The sequence below is a fragment of the Sphingomonas citri genome, assembly GCF_019429485.1.
Lineage (GTDB): Bacteria > Pseudomonadota > Alphaproteobacteria > Sphingomonadales > Sphingomonadaceae > Sphingomonas > Sphingomonas citri.
The window spans coordinates 702,290-723,138 of sequence record NZ_JAHXZN010000001.1; the positions used below are offsets into that span (position 1 = coordinate 702,290).

At 70.2% G+C, this 20,849-nt stretch carries 20 protein-coding genes; 12 read left to right on the forward strand and 8 right to left on the reverse strand.

Going from position 1 to position 20,849, the window contains the following annotated elements; genetic code table 11:
- Positions 1–47 precede the first annotated feature (47 nt).
- Positions 48–1,361 (forward strand): adenylosuccinate lyase, encoded by a 1,314-nt coding sequence (gene purB / locus KZ820_RS03440; RefSeq protein WP_219747263.1) that lies wholly within the window; start codon positions 48–50, stop codon positions 1,359–1,361.
- Between the two features lie 287 nt (positions 1,362–1,648).
- Here purB and KZ820_RS03445 read toward each other — a convergent pair whose 3' ends face one another.
- Both KZ820_RS03445 and KZ820_RS03450 read right to left on the reverse strand, forming a co-directional pair.
- Positions 1,649–2,140 (reverse strand): bactofilin family protein, encoded by a 492-nt coding sequence (locus tag KZ820_RS03445; protein ID WP_258047716.1) that lies wholly within the window; start codon positions 2,138–2,140, stop codon positions 1,649–1,651.
- A gap of 2 nt (positions 2,141–2,142) precedes the next feature.
- The gene (locus KZ820_RS03450; protein WP_219747264.1) at positions 2,143–3,168 is read right to left on the reverse strand and encodes a M23 family metallopeptidase; all 1,026 of its coding nucleotides are present in this window, start codon (positions 3,166–3,168) and stop codon (positions 2,143–2,145) included.
- Between the two features lie 293 nt (positions 3,169–3,461).
- On the opposite strand from KZ820_RS03450, the gene mobA reads away from it, so the two are divergent.
- On the forward strand, positions 3,462–3,992 hold the full coding sequence (gene mobA, locus KZ820_RS03455; protein ID WP_219747265.1) for a molybdenum cofactor guanylyltransferase: 531 nt from the start codon (positions 3,462–3,464) through the stop codon (positions 3,990–3,992).
- Between the two features lie 10 nt (positions 3,993–4,002).
- Here mobA and KZ820_RS03460 read toward each other — a convergent pair whose 3' ends face one another.
- Entirely contained in the window at positions 4,003–4,725 is a 723-nt protein-coding gene (locus KZ820_RS03460; protein ID WP_308462112.1) for a FadR/GntR family transcriptional regulator, read from the reverse strand.
- A gap of 245 nt (positions 4,726–4,970) precedes the next feature.
- On the opposite strand from KZ820_RS03460, the gene KZ820_RS03465 reads away from it, so the two are divergent.
- From KZ820_RS03465 to KZ820_RS03485, 5 genes are all read left to right on the forward strand, one after another.
- Positions 4,971–6,113, forward strand: a complete 1,143-nt coding sequence (locus KZ820_RS03465) for a cellulase family glycosylhydrolase (RefSeq protein WP_219747266.1) — start codon at positions 4,971–4,973, stop codon at positions 6,111–6,113.
- Complete coding sequence (locus tag KZ820_RS03470) at positions 6,110–7,024, forward strand: family 43 glycosylhydrolase (RefSeq protein WP_219747267.1); 915 nt, start codon at positions 6,110–6,112, stop codon at positions 7,022–7,024. The genes KZ820_RS03465 and KZ820_RS03470 overlap by 4 nt, the downstream gene beginning before the upstream one ends.
- Positions 7,025–7,339: 315 nt before the next feature.
- Complete coding sequence (locus KZ820_RS03475; protein ID WP_219747268.1) at positions 7,340–8,521, forward strand: HlyD family secretion protein; 1,182 nt, start codon at positions 7,340–7,342, stop codon at positions 8,519–8,521.
- A 1-nt stretch (position 8,522) separates the two neighbouring features.
- The gene (locus KZ820_RS03480) at positions 8,523–10,103 is read left to right on the forward strand and encodes an MDR family MFS transporter (protein WP_219747269.1); all 1,581 of its coding nucleotides are present in this window, start codon (positions 8,523–8,525) and stop codon (positions 10,101–10,103) included.
- Positions 10,103–11,644: an efflux transporter outer membrane subunit gene (locus KZ820_RS03485; protein ID WP_219747270.1), complete on the forward strand. Its 1,542-nt coding sequence runs from the start codon at positions 10,103–10,105 to the stop codon at positions 11,642–11,644. Before KZ820_RS03480 ends, KZ820_RS03485 begins: the two co-directional genes overlap by 1 nt.
- An 84-nt stretch (positions 11,645–11,728) precedes the next feature.
- On the opposite strand, the gene KZ820_RS03490 is transcribed toward KZ820_RS03485, so the two are convergent.
- Together KZ820_RS03490 and KZ820_RS03495 are read right to left on the reverse strand one after the other, a co-directional pair.
- Positions 11,729–12,472: a hypothetical protein gene (locus KZ820_RS03490; RefSeq protein ID WP_219747271.1), complete on the reverse strand. Its 744-nt coding sequence runs from the start codon at positions 12,470–12,472 to the stop codon at positions 11,729–11,731.
- A gap of 390 nt (positions 12,473–12,862) precedes the next feature.
- Positions 12,863–13,459, reverse strand: a complete 597-nt coding sequence (locus KZ820_RS03495; protein WP_219747272.1) for a TetR/AcrR family transcriptional regulator — start codon at positions 13,457–13,459, stop codon at positions 12,863–12,865.
- Between the two features lie 103 nt (positions 13,460–13,562).
- On the opposite strand from KZ820_RS03495, the gene ychF reads away from it, so the two are divergent.
- Positions 13,563–14,663 (forward strand): redox-regulated ATPase YchF, encoded by a 1,101-nt coding sequence (ychF, locus tag KZ820_RS03500; protein ID WP_219747273.1) that lies wholly within the window; start codon positions 13,563–13,565, stop codon positions 14,661–14,663.
- Between the two features lie 329 nt (positions 14,664–14,992).
- Here the strand turns inward: ychF and KZ820_RS03505 are convergent, their stop codons facing one another.
- Positions 14,993–15,250, reverse strand: a complete 258-nt coding sequence (locus KZ820_RS03505; RefSeq protein WP_219747274.1) for a hypothetical protein — start codon at positions 15,248–15,250, stop codon at positions 14,993–14,995.
- Between KZ820_RS03505 and KZ820_RS03510 the strand changes: the two genes are divergently transcribed.
- The 4 genes from KZ820_RS03510 to KZ820_RS03525 all read left to right on the forward strand — a co-directional run bounded on the left by KZ820_RS03510 (position 15,249) and on the right by KZ820_RS03525 (position 19,072).
- Positions 15,249–15,629, forward strand: a complete 381-nt coding sequence (locus tag KZ820_RS03510) for a hypothetical protein (RefSeq protein WP_219747275.1) — start codon at positions 15,249–15,251, stop codon at positions 15,627–15,629. The two genes, KZ820_RS03505 and KZ820_RS03510, sit on opposite strands and share 2 nt — an antisense overlap.
- 52 nt (positions 15,630–15,681) lie before the next feature.
- Positions 15,682–17,145 (forward strand): hypothetical protein, encoded by a 1,464-nt coding sequence (locus tag KZ820_RS03515; protein WP_219747276.1) that lies wholly within the window; start codon positions 15,682–15,684, stop codon positions 17,143–17,145.
- 83 nt (positions 17,146–17,228) lie between these two features.
- Positions 17,229–18,557 carry an alkaline phosphatase family protein gene (locus tag KZ820_RS03520; RefSeq protein ID WP_219747277.1) on the forward strand — a complete coding sequence of 443 codons (1,329 nt, stop codon included), beginning with the start codon at positions 17,229–17,231 and terminating at the stop codon, positions 18,555–18,557.
- A 65-nt stretch (positions 18,558–18,622) separates the two neighbouring features.
- Positions 18,623–19,072, forward strand: coding sequence for a MaoC family dehydratase (locus KZ820_RS03525; RefSeq protein WP_219747278.1), 450 nt, complete (start codon positions 18,623–18,625; stop codon positions 19,070–19,072).
- Between the two features lie 130 nt (positions 19,073–19,202).
- On the opposite strand, the gene KZ820_RS03530 is transcribed toward KZ820_RS03525, so the two are convergent.
- A complete protein-coding gene (locus KZ820_RS03530) occupies positions 19,203–20,393 on the reverse strand; it encodes a phosphoglycerate kinase (protein ID WP_219747279.1) in 1,191 nt (396 codons plus the stop codon).
- Entirely contained in the window at positions 20,318–20,848 is a 531-nt protein-coding gene (locus KZ820_RS03535) for an MOSC domain-containing protein (protein WP_219747280.1), read from the reverse strand. The genes KZ820_RS03530 and KZ820_RS03535 overlap by 76 nt, the downstream gene beginning before the upstream one ends.
- Between the last annotated feature and the right edge of the window lies 1 nt (position 20,849).

Here is a 20,849-nt window from a genome sequence, read left to right on the forward strand (position 1 = left end):
CTGCTACCCGCCCGCGCATCTTCCCGCCTCGCTCCAGGACCGCGCGCATGATCCCCCGCTATTCCCGCCCCGAGATGACCGCGATCTGGACGCCCGAGGCGCGCTACGCGATCTGGTTCGAGATCGAGGCGCACGCCACCGAGAAGCTCGCCGAGCTCGGCGTCGTGCCGCAGAGCGCCGCGGACGCGCTCTGGGCGTGGTGGGCGACCAAGCCCGCGATCGACGTCGCCGCGATCGACGCGATCGAGGCCGTGACCAAGCACGACGTGATCGCCTTCCTCACCTGGGTCGCCGAGCAGGTCGGCGACGAGGCGCGCTTCATGCACCAGGGCATGACCTCGTCCGACGTGCTCGACACCACGCTGGCGGTGCAGCTCGCGCGCGCCGCCGACCTGCTGCTCGCCGATCTCGACCGGCTGCTGGAGGTGATCGAACGCCGCGCGCGCGAGCATAAGCTGACGCCGACGATCGGGCGCAGCCACGGCATCCACGCCGAGCCGGTCACCTTCGGGCTCAAGCTGGCGCAGGCCTATGCCGAGTTTGACCGGTGCAAGACGCGGCTGATCGCGGCGCGCGCGGATATCGCCACCTGCGCGATCTCGGGCGCGGTCGGCACCTTCGCCAACGTCGACCCGCGCGTGGAGGAGCATGTCGCCGCCGCGCTCGGCCTCGCGGTCGAGCCGGTGTCGACGCAGGTGATCCCGCGCGACCGTCACGCCATGTTCTTCGCGACGCTGGGCGTGATCGCCGGCTCGATCGAGCGCGTCGCCACCGAGGTGCGTCACCTGCAGCGCACCGAGGTGCTCGAGGCGGAGGAATATTTCTCGCCGGGGCAGAAGGGTTCGTCGGCGATGCCGCACAAGCGCAACCCGGTGCTGACCGAGAATCTGACCGGGCTGGCGCGTATGGTCCGCGGCTATGTCACCCCCGCGCTGGAGAATGTGGCGCTGTGGCACGAGCGCGACATCTCGCACTCGTCGGTGGAGCGCTATATCGGGCCGGACGCGACGATAACGCTCGACTTCGCGCTGGCGCGGCTCACCGGCGTGATCGACAAATTGCTCGTCTATCCCGAGCGGATGCAGAAGAATCTCGACCGCATGGGCGGCCTGGTCCACTCGCAGCGCGTGCTGCTGGCGCTGACCCAGGCGGGCGTGAGCCGCGAGGACGCCTATCGGCTGGTGCAGCGCAATGCGATGAAGGTGTGGGAGTCGGATGGCGCGCTCTCGCTCCAGGAACTGCTCAAAAGCGACGCCGAGGTGACCGCGGCGCTGTCGGCGGACGAGATCGATGACAAGTTCGACCTTGGCTACCACCTCAAGCACGTCGACGCGATCTTCGCGCGCGTCTTCGGCGCCTAGCGTCGCACGGCGCCGCGGCGGGCAGCCGGCCCGCCGGTAGTGCCCGGCGCTCCTGACCGGCCGCCAAGCAGCTACGCCCTTGGCGGCTCGTGCTGAGGTCGCGCCCAACTCTGTGTTGTCGTCCCGGGCTGGACCCGGGACCCATGCTGCCGCACACGCCAGACTTCTCACGGAGACCAGGATTCGGACCGAATCCGGGATGCCGGCGGAGGCGTCGATCGCGCCGTGCGTTGATCAGCACGTTCGATCGGATCGTCCTCAAGCCGATGGACCGGGCACCGGCACGCTCAGTCGAGGTAGCGTTCCTCCTCCTCGATCTCCTCGACATAATCCTCTTCCGGCGCGGCGAGCTCGGGCGGCACCACGATCGTGCTCTGCGCCGAGAAGCGTCCCTCGACCTGCGCACCGTTCTCGACCGCCAGCGTGCCGTAGCGACAGTCGCCGAAGATGCGCGCGCTACGCTCGATCACGAGATTGTCGGCGTTGATGCTGCCCTCGACCTGGCCGGCGATGCGCGCTGACTTCGCGACGATGTTGCCGCAGATCACGCTCTCCGCGCCTTGCACCAGCGCGGCGCACTCCAGATCGCCGTCGATCCGACCGTCGATGTGGATGTCCACCGTCGCCGAGACGTTGCCCGTCACCACGACGTCGCCGCCGATCAGCGAGAAGGGCGTGTGCTTCGCGCCGGTCGCGGGCGCGGGCGGCACCAGCGCGGCGGCACGCGTGGGCGGCGCCGGAGGAGGGGGCGGTGCGTGCCGGCTGCCGAACATCGACATGATCATCTTCCTTTCGTGTCGCCGAAGGCGAGGAACGGCTGCGGGTTCACCGCCGTCCCGTGGAGGCGCACCTCGAAATGGACGTGGGTGCCGGTCGACCGGCCGGTCGAACCCATGCGCGCGATGCGCTGGCCGCGCGCCACCTGCTCACCCTGCGTGACGTCGGCGCCGGAGAGATGGCCGTAGCGCGAGGCGATGCCGTCGCCGTGATCGATCTCGACAAGCCGGCCGTAGCCAGCGCGCTCGCCGACGAAGCTGACCCGACCCGCCGCCGCGGCATAGATCGGCTCGCCGTAGCGGCCGCGGAAGTCGAGTCCGGCATGGAAGGTCGGGCGGCCGTTGAAGGGGTCGGCGCGTACCCCGAAGCTGCTGGTCTGGCTCGACTCGCGCGTGGGACGACCGGACGGCACCGAGGCGGCCCCCTGCCCGACCGCGGCCCAGTGCACCACCGAGGTCGCGAGCGCCTCCAGCGCGGCGGGCACGGCGGTGCCGTCGTCGGGCCAGGGGATGAGCGGCCCTCCCTCCGCCCGCCGGCCCCGCGCGGCGAGGCGCTCGGCGTCGAGCCCGAGCCGGTGCAGCGCCGCGGTGCGTCGCTCGCGGTCGGCGTCGAACGTCTTGCCGAGCCCGCGCGCGAACCCCTGCTGCGCCGCATCGAGCGCCCCCAGCGTGTCATCACCCTCGCGCACCGGCCGCTCCAACCCGTGGTGGACCACCGGTTGCCCCAGCTTGGAGGCGACGAGCTGCTCGATCAGCCGCTGGCGCCGGAGCAGCTCGCGGATCGCCGCCGTGTCACGCGGCGCGGCGGCGGGTGGCGCCGCACTCGGGTGAACGACGGCGGGCGGAGGCGCCACGACCGCGACGCGCGACACGCTCGGATCGAGCGCGGGCGCACGCAGGCTCCAAACCACCGCGGTGAGCGTGCCGCCGCCCCAGATCAGCAGCACCAGCGCGCCCGCGGCAAGGGCCCGCAGCTGCGTCCGCCGCGTGATCCGGATGAAGCGGACGCGCCCATCGGAGCGGAGGAACAACTCGCGGTCGACGAAAGTCTGTCGCGACCATGCTTCGATCGCACGCCACGAGCCGTTCTCCGACAAAAGACGCCACCCCGCCGTTGATCCCGTGACCCGCCTAACAACCGGCGCCGCGGTAAGCCAATCCGTCCGGCGCCATTCTCGCCAGAACGGGCCATCCGACCGCGCACGACTTCACGAGAACTATTTCAAATACAGGCCACTACTCGACATCGGTGCGCGGGAACTCTCCCATGGTCAACGGATCGAACACGCTTTCCCTCGCGGCTCTGGGACGCGACAAGGGTGGCATGATCAGGATCCTCGGTGCCGTCCTCGCCGGCGGCCAAGCGCGCCGGTTCGGCAGTGACAAAGCGCTCGCGTCACTCGACGGCACCGCGCTGCTCGACCACGCATTGGCGAGCCTGGCACCGCACGTCGCCGCGCTGGTGGTGGTCGGGCGCGTGTCGGCACCCGTGCCCGTGGTCCCGGATCGGCCGCACCCGGGCCTCGGCCCGCTCGGCGGCATCGCGGGTGCGCTGGCGTACGCCGCGGCGAACGGCTTCGACGCGGTGCTGACCACCGCCTGCGACACGCCTGCGCTACCCGAGTCGCTCATCACCGCGCTCCGCTCCGGCGGGGCTGCGCACGCCGCGGAAGCGCCCACGGTGGGTTACTGGCCGGTGACGCTGGCCGAGCCGCTCGCGACACATCTTGCTGCCGGCGGCGAGCGCTCGATCCGGCGATGGGCGGCGACCGCTGGTGTGATCGCGGCGTGTCCCGGCGTGACGCTGGCCAACGTCAACACGCCCGACGATCTGGCGCGGCTCGCGCGCCGCTGAGCCACGCGGCTCAGCGCGCCGCGGCGACCTCGCGCTCCTTGGCCTCGACCTGGTCGATCAGCGTGAGCACGTTCACGATGAGGACGCGCATCGCCGCCCGCGCCGCCTCGGCGTCGCGCGCCAGGATAGCGTCGCGCACCGCGGTATGTTCGGCAATGCTCGCCGATCGCCCCGATATCCGGTTGGTGAAGCGGATCGAGGTGCGCAGCGCGGTCTCGACGATGTCGCGCAGCCGCGTGAAGAACGGGTTGTTCGAGGCGCGCAACACCGCGACGTGGAAAGCGAGATCGGCGTCGAGCGTGTCGTCTTCCCCCCGCTCGGCGGCGCGCATCCGCTCCAGCCCGGCGCTGATCGCCGCCTGCTGCTCGGCCGTGGCGCGCTGTGCCGCCAGCGCGGCGCCCTCGGGCTCCATCGCGATGCGCAGCTCATTGAACTGGCGCAGCAGCTCGATCGAGAGCTTGCGCTCGAGCAGCCAGCGCAGCACGTCGGGATCGAACAGGTTCCACGCGTCCTGCGGGCGGACGAACGTGCCTTGCTTCGGGCGCGCGCCGAGGAGGCCCTTGGCCGCGAGCATCTTGACCGCCTCGCGCGTGACCGAGCGACTGACGCCGTGAGCCTTGACGATCTCCGCCTCGTTGGGAAAGGGTCGGTCGGCATAGTCGCCGACCACGATCGCGCGCCCGAGCACCTCCTGCAGGCCGTAGGTCAGGTTGCGACCGAGTTCATGCTGCACTGGCGGAGCCCCGTAGCTGACGCGGGCACCGATCGGCCCAACGCGCGACACTAGCCGACCTGATCCGTATCGAGAAGATTAATCATGCTTGTGGTGGCGCGACCCGGAACGGAGCGATCGACGATCAATCACCAGCAAGGCTTTGATATGATTATACCGCTTTTCTCTACCCCCGCGCTCGGCTAGATTGCGGATCAACCATGCAAAGCCTTATTCCTGCGCAACAAAATACGAGAGGAGATGAGATGATCCGCCACCTGCTGCTCGCCGGCACCGCAGCCGTCGGTGCCCTGACCGGGTTGGCGGGGGCGCTGCCTGCCGACGCGCGCGCGATGTGGTCGAAGGACGAGGCGAACCGTTGGTACGGCGGTCAGCCGTGGCTGGTCGGTGCCAATTTCACCAACCGCTCCGCGATCAACCAGTTCGAGATGTGGCAAGCGGACACGTTCAACCCGCGGCAGATCGATCAGGAGCTCGGCTGGGCGCAGGCGATGGGGATGAACGTCATGCGCGTCTATCTCCACAACATGTTGTGGGAGAATGACGCCGCCGGGCTGAAGCGACGCATGAAGCAGTTCCTCGACATCGCCGAGCGGCATCACATCCGCGTCATGTTCGTGCTGTTCGACAGCTGCTGGGACCCGGACCCGGTCGCGGGCCCGCAGCGCCCCCCGATCCCGGGCGTGCACAATTCCGGGTGGATGCAGGCGCCCGGCGCGGCGCGGCTCGCGGACGCCAGCCAGTACGGCAAGTTCGAGGCCTATGTGAAGGACGTCGTCGGCACCTTCGCGCGCGACAAGCGCGTCGTCGCCTGGGACGTGTGGAACGAGCCCAACAACGCGGGCGGCGGCAACTACAAGCCCACCCCGCGCAAGACCGAGCTGGTCGCCGGGCTGCTCGGCCAAGTGTTCGATTGGGCGCGCAGCGTCGATCCGACCCAGCCGCTCACCAGCGGCCTGTGGACCGGCGAGACCTGGGATCGACAGGACACGCTCGACGCGGTCGAGAAGATCCAGGTCGCGCAGTCCGACGTGATGAGCTTCCACGATTATAATTGGCCCGAGCAGTGGGAGAAGCGTGCGCGCCAGATGGCGAGCTACGGCCGCCCCGTCTTGTGCAGCGAGTATATGGCGCGCGGCAACGGCTCCACCTTCGACGGCTCGCTGCCGCTCGGCAAGAAGCTGAAGGTCGCGATGTTCAACTGGGGCTTCGTCGACGGCAAGACGCAGACGCGCATGCCGTGGGACAGTTGGAAGAAGCCCTACACCTATGAGGAGCCGACGGTCTGGTTCCACGAGGTGCTGCGCGCCGACGGCACGCCCTATCGCCCGGCCGAAGTGGCGCTGATCAAGCAGCTGACGACCGAGGCCAACGGCGCGCAGCGGTGAGGCGTGGCGCGTCGCTCGCGCTCGCCGTCGCGCTGCTCGCCGGCTGCGCGACGCCGGCGCACAATCCGCTGTTCGCGGGGGCTGACCCGGCGGTGCTGGTCGAGCATGATACCGTGCGCCTGCTGCCGACCGGTCGAGGCGACACGCTGCGTGGCTGGGTGCGCGAGCGCGGCCGCTGGCGCGCCGGGCCGCCGCTGATCGCGCTCGCCGATATCCGCTGGGCGCCCGACGGCGCGCCGCGCCACTTCCTCTGGGCGCCCGACATGCTGGCGACGAACGGACGCTACTACCTCTATTATTCGATCGGGCCGCAGAACCCGACGCCGAGCCGCATCGGCGTCGCGACCGCCGTTAGTCCAGACGGCCCCTTCGTCGACTCGGGTCGTCCGCTGCTCACCGGCGGCGCGGGGTTCGAGGCGATCGATCCGGCGGTGTTCGCCGACCCGCACGACGGTCGCACCTATCTGCTCGCGGGCGGCAGCGCGGGCGCGCGCCTGCGCATGTTCGAGCTCGCGTCCGACCGAGTCTCGATCGCGCGCGAGCTGCCGGTGACCCAGCCACCCGACTTCACCGAGGGCGCCTATCTGCACGAGCGGGATGGTACTTATTACCTCTCGTACAGCCACGGCCGCTACGATCGCGGCGACTATTCGGTCCACTATGAGACCGCGCCGAGCGTGGCCGGTCCCTGGACCTATCGCGGGCGGCTGCTCGCCAGTGACTCGCGCTACAAGGGGCCGGGACATCACAGCTTCTTCCGCGATCCGGCGGACGGGCGCTGGAAGATCGCCTATCATCGCTGGGAGCATGTCAGCGGCGACGGCCCCTATCGCGGCGAGCGCCAGGTCGCGATCGAGACGATCCGCTACCTGCGCGACGGCCGAATCGCGCCGATCCGGATGACGCCTTAGGGCAGGCGTGAGCCGCCCCTGAAATCCTCCCCGCTTGCGGAGAAGGGAACCGCCGGCCGCGGGCTGGTGCTGGAGGGGATTCTCCACGCAGCGCAGCGCTTGCGGTGAACCCCCTCCACCATGCTGCGCATGGTCCCCCTCTCAGTGCCGGGGAGGAACTCGGACGTCGCGCCACCTTTCTCCCACCGCGACGTTACGTCGCGACCGCATCCCCTTGCCACGGAGCACAACCGGACATATTGTCCGCTTACAACGACTCGCAGACCGCCCGCGGAGGCTCTCCGCGGGCGGTCTGCTGCTGCTGGACGAGACGACATGGCGGAACAGGCTGCGCACCAGAACGACACGCCTGCAGAGGAAGCCGACGACAAGGACGTGGACCAGTCGGCCCCCGCCAAGCGCAAGCTGAGCGGTCGTGCTAAGACTATCCTGATCGCGCTGGCGCTCGGCGCGCTAGCGGGGATCGCGATCTGGTACCTGCGCTACGAGAGCCATGGAAAGTATCTGCAGGACACCAACGACGCCCAGGTGCGCGCCGACATGGTCGTCGTCGCGCCGCGCGTCGCCGGCTATGTCGCTGAGGTGTTCGTGCAGGACAATCAGGACGTGCGCGTCGGCCAGCCGCTCGTCCGCATCGACCCGCGCGACTCGCGCGCCCAGGCGGCGCAGGCCAACGCGCAGATCGCGGTCGCCAACGCGCAGGCCGACAGCGCCCGCGCGCAGGTCGAGGAACAATATGCCGCGATCGACCAGGCGCAGGCGCAGCTGACCGCCGCTCAGGCACGTGCCGCGCACGACGCTGCCGAAGTGCGGCGCTACCGCCCCCTTGCCGCGTCGGGCGCAGAGAGCCGCGAGCAGCTCGCCTCGCTCGAGCTCGCTGCGCGCCAGTCCGCCGACCAAGCGCGCGCCCAGGCGGCCGCGGTGGAGATGCAGCGCCGCCGCGTCGCGTCCTACGGGACCCAGATCAGACAGGGCCTGGCGCAGGCACAGGCGGCGCGCGCGCAGCTCGCCTCGGCCAACGTCAACGTCGGCGCCACGCTGATCCGCGCCGCGATCAACGGCCGCGTCGGCGACAAGACGGTGGAAGTGGGTCAGTATGCGCAGACCGGCACGCGCCTCATGTCGCTGGTGCCGCTCGATCGGCTCTACGTCACCGCCAATTTCAAGGAAACGCAGCTGGCGCTGATGCGGCCGGGTCAGCCCGTCGAGATCAAGGTCGACGCACTCGACGGCATCACGCTGAAGGGCCGCGTCGCCAGCTTCTCGCCGGGCACGGGGGCGCAATTCTCGCTGCTGCCGCCGCAGAATGCGACGGGCAATTTCACCAAGATCACGCAGCGCGTGCCGGTGCGGATCGAACTGGAAGCCACCCCCGAGGTGCGGCGCCTGCTCGTCCCCGGCCTGTCGGTGACCGCGACGGTCGACACGATTTCGGCCAAGGACGAGATCGACCGGCTGCGCGATCGCCAGCGGCAGCTCAACCAGCGGGAGCGCTGAGGTGGCGAGTGCGGCCGCGCCGCGGCGCGGCGGTACCCCAACGCCGGCGCAGGCCACACCGCAGCGCGCCGACCTCGCGGCTTGGCTGGCGGTCGCGGCGGGGACGCTCGGCGCCTTCATGGCGACGCTCGACATCTCGATCGTCAACTCGGCGCTGCCCACGATCCAGGGCGAGATCGGCGCGAGCGGCACCGAGGGCGCCTGGGTGGCGACCGCTTATCTGGTCGCCGAGATCGTCATCATCCCGATGTCGGCCTGGCTCACGCGACTGTTGGGCTTGCGCACCTTCCTGCTGGTCGCGGCGACCCTCTTCACGATCTTCTCGGTGCTGTGCGGCACCGCCGACACGCTGCCGCAGATGATCGTCGGCCGCATCGGCCAGGGTTTCACCGGCGGCGCGATGATCCCCACCGCGCAGACCATCATCGCGCAGCGCCTGCCGCGCGAGCAGCAGCCGATCGGGATCTCCGCCTTCGGCATGACCGCGATCCTCGGCCCCGTGCTCGGGCCGCTGGTGGGCGGCTGGCTGACCGAGAACATCAGCTGGCATTATGCCTTCTTCATCAACCTGCCGATCTGCGCGATCCTGGTGGTGCTGCTGCTCGTCGGCTTGAAGCACGAGAAGGCGCAGCTCCACCTGATCGGCGAGGCCGACTGGCTCGGCATCCTCGGCCTGGCGCTCGGTCTGGGCGGACTCACCGTCTTCCTCGAGGAAGGGCAGCGCGAGCAATGGTTCTCGTCCGAGCTGATCCGCTACATGGCCGCCACGTCGCTGCTCGGCTTCGCGCTGCTGATGGCGGGGCAGTTCCTGGCGCGACGGCCGATCATCAAGCTGCGGCTGCTGCTCGACCGTCAGTTCGGCTCGGTCGCGCTGATGGGCATGGTGGTGGGCGTGGTGCTGTACGGCACCTCCTACGCCATCCCGCAGTTCCTCGCCGCGATCGCGGACTATAATGCGCTGCAATCGGGCAAGGTGGTGCTGCTCTCGGGCATCCCCAGCTTCTTCATGATGGCGATCGTGCCGATCCTGCTGCGGCACGTCGACGTGCGCATCGCGGTGGGCGCCGGACTGATGATCATGGGGACGTCGGCGCTGCTCGATTCGACGTTGACGATCGACGCGGTCGGTGCCGACTTCGTCGAGTCGCAGCTGCTGCGCGGCGTCGGCCAGATCCTCGCCATGCTGTTCCTCAGCCAGGCGGCGGTGCGCTCGGTGCCGCCGGTGGAGGCGGGTGACGCTTCCGGGCTGTTCAACTCGGCGCGCAACCTCGGCGGCAGCTTCGCGCTGGCGGGCATCTCGGTGATCCAGGACCAGCGCAGCTGGTTCCACAGCCGCCGCATCGAAGAGACGCTCAACGCCAACTCGGTGGTGGTGCAGGACTATATCAACGGCACCGCGCAGTCGCTGGGCGGCCGGTCGACCGCATTGCGCGCCCTCGGCCAGCAGATCCAGGGACAGGCGCTGGTGATGACCTATAACGACATTTTCTGGATCATGGGCATGGGCACGCTCGCGGTGCTGCCGCTGGTGCTGTTCCTCCGCCCGCTACCCAAGGGCGCCCCTCCGGCGGCGACACATTGATGCGACACGCTCCCCTGCCCGCTCTCGCGCTGCTCCCGCTGGCCCTGGTCGGCGCCTGTACCGTCGGCCCCGACTATCACGGCCCGCCCGCGACCGCGGCGGACGCGGTGCAGCGCGGCAGCTTCGTCCGCGCCGCCGACCCGGCGCTACGTCCCGGGCCGGGCGTGGCGCGCTGGTGGGCGGGACTCGGCGACGCCACGCTGACCGCGCTGGTCGACGACGCACTCGCGCACAGCCCGACGATCGATGCGGCGCAGGCACGCATCCGCGAGGCCGGCGCGCGGCTGCGCACCCAGCGCGCCAACCAGCTGCCGAGCATCAGCCCGAGCGCGACCTACCTCCACGCGCGGCTGCCCGGCACCGCGCTCGGCAGCGGCAGCGGCGGCAGTGGGGACGCCGGCGGCGAGGCCTCGTCGAGCGGCTCGGACAGCAGCGCGGTCGACTTCTACAATCTCGGCGGCACCGCCTCGTGGGAGCCCGACCTGTTCGGGGCGCGCCGTCGCGGCATCGAGGGCGCGCGCGCGACGGTGGAGGAGCGTTTCGCCGATCTGGCCGACGCGCAGGTGAGCCTCTCGGCCCAGGTGGCGCAGGCCTATGTCGGCCTGCGCGACGTGCAGGAGCGGGTGCGACTCAACGCCGAGTCGAGCCGGTTGCAGCAGCGTCAGCTCGAGCTCACCCAGCAGCGCTACGCCGCCGGCGCGGCGTCGCAGCTCCAGGTCGAACGGCTGCAGAACCAGCTCGAGAGCACCGACGCGCAGCGGATCCCGCTCGGCGCGCAGGTGGCACAATATCTCGACCAGCTCGCGGTGCTGACCGGCCGGACCCCCGGCGCGCTCGACCAGACGCTGACGACCGCCATGCCCGTACCGCTGCCGCCCGCGGAGGTGCCGATCGGCGATCCCGCGGCGTTGATCGCGCACCGGCCCGATATCCGCTCGGCCGAGCGCGCGCTCGCCGCCAGCAACGCGCAGATCGGCGTCAACACCGCCAAGCTGTTTCCATCGCTGAGCTTCCTCGGCATCTTCGGGCTCGGCGGCACCAACATCGGCGACGTGGTCGATCCCAACAAGCTGACCGCGCTGGTCGCACCGATGCTGAGCTGGTCCTTCCTCGACTTCGGCCGCACCCGCGCCGCGATCGACCAGTCCGAGGCGCAACGCGACGTCGCCGCCGCGCAGTATCGCGAGCGCGTGCTCGAGGCGCTGCAGGATGCCGAGACCAGCCTCTCGCGCTTCGGCAACACGCGGCTGCAATATGCGCAGCTGCTCCGCGCCGAACAGTCGGCCGCGCGAGCGGCGACGCTCAACAGCCAGCGCGTCGCGGCGGGGACGAGCAACGTCATCGATCAGCTCGACGTCGAGCGCCAGCGCCTTTCCGCCGCCATCGCGGTGGCGCAGGCCAAGGCACAGCTGACCGACAGCTATATCACGGTGCAGAAGAGCCTGGGTCTCGGCTGGAGCGAGCCACAAGGGCTCAACTCGCCCGCTAACGAGCGGTCACCCGAGGATAGCGACGACACCCAGCGGCACCGCCCACAATAAAAGGTAGCTGATCGAGCCCTGAGCAAGAGCTCGTTGGGCTGCGACAACGGCGCCGCGTGGATCGCGCGACGCCGCTGTCGTTCGTCAGGCGAAGCTGGCCTGCGCCATGCTCAGCAGCCCGGCGGTACCGAGCGACGCGGCGATCGCGCTAGCATCGATACGTGCGCCGACGCCGGCTACCTGTCCCTTTCGCCGCGCCGGTCGAGACGCCGCGCGCCGCAGCGACCGGATCAGATTGGCGGCTTCGTTCGCGACCGCGTCGGGGCCGTCGCTCGTGTCGAACAGCGGCAGGAGCGGCGAGGATCGCTTCGTCAGCGCGGTCTTGAGTTCCCGAAGATCGGCGGTGTCTTTGGCATCCCGAGGGCCAGTTGCCGCGCGCGAGATCTCCTCCGCCACCGACGTCAGCCCATCGAACACCGCCGGTCTGGCGGGCGCCGTCGCCTCGAGCGCGGCTTCACCGGCGACCGGAGGCGAATCCTTCCGCGAGGGGGTCTGCGGCCCCAGGATGGGCACCGGGCCGGCAGCCTCGGCGCTGATCGAGAGAGTCGCGTAGTCGCGCTCGGCGGCGATGATCGCTCGCGCCACATCTTCGAGTTCCTCGGCCAAGATCAAGGCTGCGCGGCGATCCCCCCGGGTGATCGCCGCGAGCGCCTGCATTTTCAGCAACGCCAGCTTCTGGCGCAGCGTCGCCAACGCACGCGCGGCGAGTTCGCCACGATGCGATCCGGCGAGTCTCGCTAGACGTGCCGCGACCTCCTCCATCACCTGGATCCGCCGCTTGGCGGCGCCGTCATCGTGCGAGGTCAGCGGACTCTCGGTCGACGCCATACCGCTGGCAGCCAACCGCGACGGGCGCGAATGGGACTCTAGCAACGTCGCGTAGGACGCTCGCCCCCACTCACCGCGCGCGAACGCGAACGCCACAGAATCAACATATTCCGGAACATGTTGCGCGGGTCGCGCCGCACTCACTGCTGTCACGATGCTCATGGTCGCTCCCCGATCTGCTCCCGACCGCGGCCGGGTTGACTATACAGCGGAGCCTAGCCGACGAACATCAGGATCAAACAATGTCGCGCGAGGCACTCCGTAGCTGTACGACTATATAGAAGAACAACGCCGTGCGGGAGAGGCCCGGCTCCGCCAGATTCACCAATATGACGCAACGATGCCGTACCTCCACCGACAAAGGCCGGACTTTCATGAGAGCGAATACTTTTAAGACCTTGATATTGACCGAGGCCGCAATCCCGCCAGCAGCAGCCGCAGCGCATCGTCGATCTGCTGGCGTCGCTCTGCCGCATTATTGTGCTTGAGCAGCAGCCCGCTCAGCATCCGCATCGCCAGCACTAGGTCGCGTGCGCCGAGCTCGGGCGCGAGTGTGCCGTCGCGGTGGGCGCGCTCGGCGATCGGCTCGAACAGCCGCTCGAGCCGCTGCCGCAACCCGTCGAAGGCAGCGCGGTCGGCACCGTCGCGGGGCATGTCGAGCGCGAGCCTGGCGAACAGCGTCGCGGTCTCGGCCCCGTCCAGGACGACCTGGGTCAGCGCCTCGTCGAGCGGCAGCGCGGGGTCGAGCCGCGCCCGCATCCGCTCGATCTCCTGCTCGAAGACCGCCAGCGCGAGCGCCATGCGATCCTTGAAGTTGCGGTAGAAGGTCCCGCGCCCGACGCCGGCGGCATCGGCGATATCTTCTAGCGGCACGAAATAACCCGCCCGCGCGAAGCACAGCCGCGCCGCCGCGATCAGCGCGTCGCGGCGCGCCTGCGCGTCGCGGCGTAGGGGGCGCGCCGCCACCACGCTGATCTCGTCGCTCATGCGCTCCTGTTAGAGGCTGCGCGGCGTCGGGGAAAGCATGGCCTAGCCAGCGGCGCGCCCCTCGCCTATCTGGCGCGCTTTCCCCATCATACAGGTTCTTCCCATGGGTTTCCGCTGCGGCATCGTGGGCCTGCCCAACGTCGGCAAGTCTACCCTCTTCAACGCGCTGACCGAGACGGCCGCGGCGCAGGCCGCCAATTATCCGTTCTGCACGATCGAGCCGAACGTCGGCAACGTCGGCGTGCCCGATACGCGGCTCGCCAAGCTGGCCGAGATCGCCAAGTCGGCCAAGGTGATCGAGACCCAGCTCGGCTTCGTCGACATCGCCGGGCTGGTGCGCGGTGCCAGCAAGGGCGAGGGTCTGGGCAACCAGTTCCTCGGCAATATCCGCGAGGTGGACGCGATCGTTCACGTGCTGCGCTGCTTCGAGAATGACGACATCCAGCACGTCGACAATCGGGTCGACCCGATTGCCGACGCCGAGACGGTCGAGACCGAGCTGATGCTCTCCGACCTGGAGAGCCTCGAGAAGCGAGTCCCCAATCTCGCCAAGAAGGGCCAGCAGGGCGACAAGGAGGCCAAGCTCGCCGCGGTCGTGCTCGGCCGCGCGCTCGACCTGCTGCGCGACGGCAAGCCCGCACGACTGACCGAGGCCAACGACGCCGAGGAGGCGCGCGTGCTCGACCAGGCGCAGCTGCTCACCGCCAAGCCGGTGCTGTACGTCTGCAACGTCAACGAGGAGCATGCGTCGGCGGGCAACGATTATTCCGCGCGCGTCTTCGCCAAGGCCGCGGCGGAGGGTGCCCAGGCGGTGGTGGTCTCCGCCGCGATCGAGGCTGAGATCGCGACCATGCCCGCCGACGAGCGCGGCGAGTTCCTGTCCGAGCTGGGGCTGGAGGAGACCGGGCTCGCGCGCGTGATCCGCGCCGGCTACGAATTGCTTCACCTGCTCACCTTCTTCACCGTGGGACCGAAGGAGGCGCGCGCCTGGACGATCGAGGCGGGCTCGAAGGCGCCGCAGGCGGCCGGCGCGATCCACTCCGACTTCGAGCGCGGCTTCATTCGCGCCGAGACGATCGCGTTCGACGATTATGTCGCGTGCGGCGGCGAGGCCGGCGCGCGCGACGCGGGCAAGCTGCGCCAGGAGGGCAAGGAATATGTCGTCCATGACGGCGACGTGATGCTGTTCCGCTTCAACGTGTGAGGCCGCCGCGGTCGGTGGCGTTGGTAGCGCTCGGTCTCGCGATCGGCGCGGCCTTCCACGCCGCCGACTTCCTGAGTTATGGCTGGTGGCCCTACCGATTTGGGCCGCCGGCGTTCCGGCTGTTCTGGAACGCGCTGCTGCCGCCCGACCTGACGGTCATGGTGCTGCTCGCGTGCCGCCGGCGCGTCGGCCTGGTGGCGGCGAGCGCGCTGATGACGGCGGATGTGGCGGTGAACGGCTATGCCTGGCGCGCTCGGCTACGATGCTTTCGCCGCGGCGGTCCCGATCCAGGCAGGGTTCGCCCTCTTCGTGCTGATCGTCGCGTACCGCTATTTGGCGGGCGGGCCCTTCACGACCGGCTGATCGAGCAGGTTGGCGTAAGGCGCGCTGGTCGGGGCGCCGGGTGCGTCACGCGGCTCCATCCACTCCGCCTCGTTGCCGGGCGCGGGCGTGATCTGCATCACCGGCGTCTTGGGTGCGGGGCCGGTCGGGCTGGGCGCGGGCGCGGCCTGGTTGCCGTCACCGTCCTTACCGCCGCTACCGCAGGCCGCCAGCGAGAGGAGAAGCAGGAGAGGAAGCGCGCGCATGGTGCGACAAAGCGCCAGCGCGCCGCACGTTCCCGCCGGCTGGCGCGAGCGCATGCGACCGGTTAAGGCCAGGGCGATGCTTCGGCTGTTCGTCTCCCTCCTCGCGCTACTGCTCGCGCTTCCCGCGGGCGCCGTGCCGGCGTGCCACGAGACCTCCACCACGGTGACGGCCCCGATGCAGCATCACGAGCATCGGCCCGCCGCCCCCGGCACGGCGGTCGCGCACGACTGCCTCGGCTGCGTCCCACCGCTCGATCTCGCGGGCGGCGTGGTCGTATCGCCTTGGCGACCGGCCGAGCGACAGCGACCGCCGATGCGCACGAGCATGACCGCCGGCGCGCTGCTGGTGCCGCTCTCCCCACCTCCGCGCGCGGCGTGACTTACCGGGGCGTCGCGCCCCGGACCGTCACGTCTGCAATCGGAGAAAATTGATGTTCCGCCACACCCTGCGTGCCGCAGCCGCGGCCGCTGCCTTGTGCCCGACGCTCGCGTCGGCGCAGCACCATCCGCCCGTCGCCGTACCAACGCCCGCGACCGCGCCTCGCCCGGCCTCAAGCGACGGCGGCCCGATGGACCACGGCGCGATGGGTCATGCCGCCGTGGCGCAGGACGCCGCGCCGACGGCCCACGAACACGCCGGCATGAACCACGCCATGCCGGCGGTCACTGCGTCGGCCGCGTGGCGCGACGCGTCCGACGATGCTCTGGCTCATGCGCCCGTGGGTGCTGCCATGAGCGGCATGACGATGGGCACCGCCGCCGGCTGGTACACGCCCGGCAGCGGCACGTCGCGTAACCCCGCCGGCGAGGGACCGATGCGCGGCGCGATGCTCCACGCCGGCGACTGGATGCTGATGACGCACGGCTATGCCTGGGCGATGGCGACCGATCAGGGCGGGCGCCGCGGTGGCGACGGCGCCTATGTCCAGTCGATGGCGATGGTGATGGCCGACAACGACCTGAGCGATCGCGTGCACCTTCAACTCCGCGGCATGGGCAGCCTGGAGCCCGCGATGGGCGCGCGCGGCTATCCCAATCTCTTCGCCACCGGCGAGACCGCGAACGGTCGCGCGCTCGTCGATCGCCAGCACCCGCACGACCTCTTCATGGAGATGGCCGCGCGCGTCGACTATCGGCTCGGCGGCGACACCAGCCTGTTCGTCTACGCCGCGCCGGTCGGCGAGCCCGCGCTGGGCCCGAGCGCCTTCATGCACCGCGGCTCGGCGCGCTACCTGCCGATGTCGCCGATCACGCACCATTGGTTCGACTCGACCCACATCACCTACGGCGTGCTTACCGCGGGCGTCTCCGCGCCCAAGGTCCAGCTGGAAGGCTCGTGGTTCAAGGGGCGCGAGCCCGACGAGCGGCGCTGGGGCTTCGATCCGATCCGACTCGACTCGTGGAGCGTGCGCGGGACGTGGACGCCCTCGCCCTATATCGCGCTGCAGGTCAGCCATGGGCGGCTCAAGGAGCCCGAGGCGCTCCACCCCGGCGAGGACGAGGACCGCACCACCGCGAGCATGAGCTACGCGCGCGCCGGGCTGGCGACGACGCTGGCCTGGTCGCGCAAGGACCGCCAGCCCGGTGACGTGCTCGACGCCTTCCTCGTCGAGGCCACCTACGAGCTGACGCCGCGCCACGCGGTGTTCGCTCGGGTGGAGAATGTCGCCAACGACGAACTCTTCCCCGACCACGACGACCCGCTCCACGATCGTCGCTTCCGCGTCACCAAGGCGGAGGCGGGTTATGCCTATCGGTTGCCGATCGTCGGGCCGCTCGGGGTCGCGCTCGGCGGCACGGTCGCGGCCTATGCCAAGCCGGCGGCGCTCGACGCCGCCTATGGCGACTCGCCGGTGAGCTGGACGATGTTCGCCAAGTTCGCGGTCGGTCTGTAGCCGCCTAAGCCTATCGTCTGGCGGCGGCGACCTCCGTCGCCGCTAGACTTTTCGCCGTCATCGCAGCGGCGTAAGCGCCCGGCATGACGCTACGCCCGCTCCTCGCCACCGCGCTCCTCACCCTCGGCGGCTGCGCCTACCCCTATACCCCGCCGGCCCTGCCACTCGTGACCGCGCCTGACTCGTCCCGCGCCGCTCCGGCGGGTGCGGCGACGACCGTGGCGGAGGCGAGCCGCCCTGCCCCGGTGACGATCCTCGTCTCGATCGACGGCTTTCGCCCCGATTATCTGCAGCGCGGCGTCACGCCACGGCTGTCGGCGCTCGCGGCGGGTGGAGTGAGCGCGGCGATGAGGCCTTCCTTCCCGTCCAAGACCTTCCCCAACCATTGGACGCTCGTCACTGGCCTGGTGCCGGACCGGCACGGGATCGTCGCCAACCGGATGGAGGACGAGGCTAGGCCGGGCGAGACCTTCACCATGGCGACCGACGATCCCTTCTGGTGGAACGCCGCCGAACCGCTGTGGGTCACCGCCGAGCGCGCCGGCATCGCGAGCGCGACGATGTTCTGGCCGGGCTCCAACGTCGCCTGGGGCGGCACGCGCGATCCCGCCCACCCGCACGCTGATGTCGGCGCGCGCCCGCACGACTGGCAGCAATATAACGAGGCGGTGAGCGACCGGCAGCGAGTCGACGCGGTGCTCGACTGGCTGCGGCGTCCGGCCGCCACTCGGCCGCGCTTCGTCACGCTCTACTTCGACGAGGTCGACACCGCCGGACACGAATACGGCCCCGCTGACCAGCGGACCCTGGCGGCGGTGGCCGCGGCGGACGCGGGTATCGGCCGACTGATCGACGGGCTCGCCGCCTCCGGCCAGTCCGCCAATATCGTGATCGTCTCCGACCATGGCATGGCGCCGATCGCGCCCGAACGACGCATCGCGATCGACTCGATCGTCCCGGCGACCGACGCGCGGGTGATCGAGAGCGGCCCCTACGCGACCTTCGCGCCGCTGCCGGGACGCGATGCCGCGGTGGCAGAGGCGCTGCTGCGCCCGCACCCGCATATGACCTGCTGGCGCAAGGGAGCGCTGCCGCCGCGCTTCCGCTACGGCCGCAACGCGCGCGTGCCCGCCTTCCTCTGCCTGGCCGAGGACGGCGCCGCAGGCGGCTGGATCCTCGCCAAGAACGCGAGCGACGAGGCCACGCACCGTGGCGCGCACGGCTATGACAACGACTCGCCGGACATGCGCGCGCTGTTCATCGCGAACGGACCTTCGTTCGCGGCGGGCCAGCGGCTGCCGACCTTCGACAACACCGACGTGGCGCCGCTGCTGCGAGACCTGCTCGGCCTGCCCGAGGGCGCCGCGCTGGACGGCGACGACGCGCCGTTCCGTCGCGTGCTGCGGCGCTGAGCGCCGCGCCGCTTGATCCGCCGCGACGATCATGGCGAAGTGGCACGCGAGAGGAGAGCGGCGCGATGCAGTATTTCGAGGACATCGCGGTCGGCGCCGTCGCGCGCTTCGGCCATTATGCCGTGACCCGCGACGAGGTGATCGAGTTCGCGCGCAAATACGACCCCCAGCCGTTCCACCTCTCCGACGAGGCCGCGGCGGCGACCCATTTCGGTCGGCTCTCGGCGAGCGGCTGGCACAGTTGCGCGATGGTGATGGCGATGCTGGTGGAGCAGCTCCGCGCAGTCGAGCAGGCGGGGCTAGGATCGCCCGGCATCGACGAGCTGCGCTGGCTCACCCCGGTCTTCCCGGGCGATACGCTGCGATGCGAGACCGAGGTGCTGGAGAAGCGCGTGTCGCGCTCGCGGCCCGAGATGGGGATCTACAAGAGCCGGCTGACCGCCTTCAACCAGCACGACGCGGCGGTGCTGACGATGGTGTCCAACGCGCTGATCGCGACGCGGCCGGCGGGGTGACACTATCAGGTGCCTCGATACGGTACTTCGACAAGCTCAGCGCCACCTCAGCACGAACGACCGGGCGATCCCATTCGCGCTGAGGTGGGACTGAGCCCGTTCAAGCCTCGTCTAAAAGCGCCCGCTACGCTCAGCGCTGAAGCGCGGCCACGCCCGGCAGCTCGCGGCCTTCCATCCACTCCAGGAAGGCGCCGCCCGCGGTCGAGACGAAGCTGAACTGCTCCGCCACGCCGGCCTGGTTGAGCGCCGCGACCGTGTCGCCGCCGCCCGCGACCGAGACCAGGCTGCCCTCCTTGGTCAGCGCTGCCGCGGTGCGCGCCAGCGCTACCGTCGCGGCATCGAACGGTGGCGTCTCGAACGCGCCGAGCGGGCCATTCCACACGAGCGTGCGGCAGGTCTTGAGCACGTCACCCAGCGCCTCGACCGCGGCGGGGCCGACGTCGAGGATCATCTCGTCGGCGGCGACCTCGTGGACATTGACGGTGCGCACCGGCGGGTTGGCGCGGAATTCCTTCGCCACCACCACGTCATAGGGCAGGTGCACGGTGCAGCCGGCGCGGTCCGCGGCCTCGAGGATCTCCTCGGCGGTGCCGGTGAGATCGTGCTCGCACAGGCTCTTGCCCACGTTCACGCCGCGCGCGGCGAGGAAGGTGTTGGCCATGCCGCCGCCGATGATGAGGTGATCCACCTTGCCGACGAGGTGCTTGAGCACGTCGAGCTTGGTCGAGACCTTGGCGCCGCCGACCACCGCCGCGACCGGATGCTCGGAAGCGCCGAGCGCCTTCTCGAGCGCGTCGAGCTCGGCCTCCATCGCGCGCCCGGCATAGGCCGGAAGCACCTGCGCCAGCCCCGCGGTGGAGGCGTGGGCGCGGTGCGCGGCGGAGAAAGCGTCGTTGACGTAGAGGTCGCCGAGCGCGGCAATGCGGTCGATCGTCTCGCGGTCGTTCTTCTCCTCGCCGGCGAAGAAGCGCGTGTTCTCCAGCACCGAAACGTCGCCGGGCTGGAGCGTGGCGACCGCCTCGGCGGCGCCCGCCCAGTCGACGAAGCGCACCGGGCGGCCCAGCACGTTCTCATACGGCCGGGTGATCTGCGCGAGCGAGAACTCGGGCGCGGGCTGCCCCTTCGGGCGGCCGAAATGCGCCAGCACGAGCACGATCGCGCCCTTGTCGGCGAGCTCGGCGACGGTCGCGACGGTGGCGCGCAGCCGCGTGTCGTCGGTGACCTGGCCGTCCTTGAAGGGGACGTTCAGGTCCTCGCGGACGAGGACCCGCTTGCCGGCGACGTCGCCGATATCATCGAGCGTTCGAAAAGACTTGGCCATGAATCCTCGATCCTGATCCTGTCACCGACGGCGATCGTGCCGCCTTGTATCACCATCGCGCAGGCGCCACCGCGCCAGTCGGGCGTCATCGCCTGTTTGAGGCCGGAGGCGAGCGCTTCCATCCGCTCGCACGGGTCGCACTCGCGCGTGATCTCGAGCAGCACGTCGGCGCCGATGCGGAGCACCACGCCCGCGCGCTGCGGCAGGTCGAGCGCGTCGACCAGCAGGTTGGCGCGCCGCTCGGTCCAGTCGATCGTGTGACCGACCAGCCGCATCGCCGCCTCCCAGTCGCCGCGCTCGATCAGCGTGACCTGGCGCTTGTACGGCTTGCCGCGCATCGCACCGCGAAAATCGCCGTGCACCCCGCGCGCGAGCGACACCTCAACGCGCGCGACCGTCTCGACCGGCGCGCGCGAGCGGGCGTGGCGCGCGATGCCGAGCAGCACGCCCGTCACG

Coding starts and splice junctions, on each gene's coding strand:
- KZ820_RS03475 (WP_219747268.1), top strand. CDS start 7,340: ATGGCGGAACAGGCTGCGCACCAGAACGACACGCCTGCAGAGGAAGCC.
- KZ820_RS03465 (WP_219747266.1), top strand. CDS start 4,971: ATGATCCGCCACCTGCTGCTCGCCGGCACCGCAGCCGTCGGTGCCCTG.
- KZ820_RS03525 (WP_219747278.1), top strand. CDS start 18,623: ATGCAGTATTTCGAGGACATCGCGGTCGGCGCCGTCGCGCGCTTCGGC.
- KZ820_RS03515 (WP_219747276.1), top strand. CDS start 15,682: ATGTTCCGCCACACCCTGCGTGCCGCAGCCGCGGCCGCTGCCTTGTGC.
- KZ820_RS03530 (WP_219747279.1), bottom strand. CDS start 20,393: ATGGCCAAGTCTTTTCGAACGCTCGATGATATCGGCGACGTCGCCGGC.
- KZ820_RS03505 (WP_219747274.1), bottom strand. CDS start 15,250: ATGCGCGCGCTTCCTCTCCTGCTTCTCCTCTCGCTGGCGGCCTGCGGT.
- KZ820_RS03520 (WP_219747277.1), top strand. CDS start 17,229: ATGACGCTACGCCCGCTCCTCGCCACCGCGCTCCTCACCCTCGGCGGC.
- KZ820_RS03485 (WP_219747270.1), top strand. CDS start 10,103: ATGCGACACGCTCCCCTGCCCGCTCTCGCGCTGCTCCCGCTGGCCCTG.
- KZ820_RS03510 (WP_219747275.1), top strand. CDS start 15,249: ATGGTGCGACAAAGCGCCAGCGCGCCGCACGTTCCCGCCGGCTGGCGC.
- KZ820_RS03445 (WP_258047716.1), bottom strand. CDS start 2,140: ATGTCGATGTTCGGCAGCCGGCACGCACCGCCCCCTCCTCCGGCGCCG.
- ychF (WP_219747273.1), top strand. CDS start 13,563: ATGGGTTTCCGCTGCGGCATCGTGGGCCTGCCCAACGTCGGCAAGTCT.
- KZ820_RS03490 (WP_219747271.1), bottom strand. CDS start 12,472: ATGGCGTCGACCGAGAGTCCGCTGACCTCGCACGATGACGGCGCCGCC.
- mobA (WP_219747265.1), top strand. CDS start 3,462: ATGATCAGGATCCTCGGTGCCGTCCTCGCCGGCGGCCAAGCGCGCCGG.
- KZ820_RS03495 (WP_219747272.1), bottom strand. CDS start 13,459: ATGAGCGACGAGATCAGCGTGGTGGCGGCGCGCCCCCTACGCCGCGAC.
- purB (WP_219747263.1), top strand. CDS start 48: ATGATCCCCCGCTATTCCCGCCCCGAGATGACCGCGATCTGGACGCCC.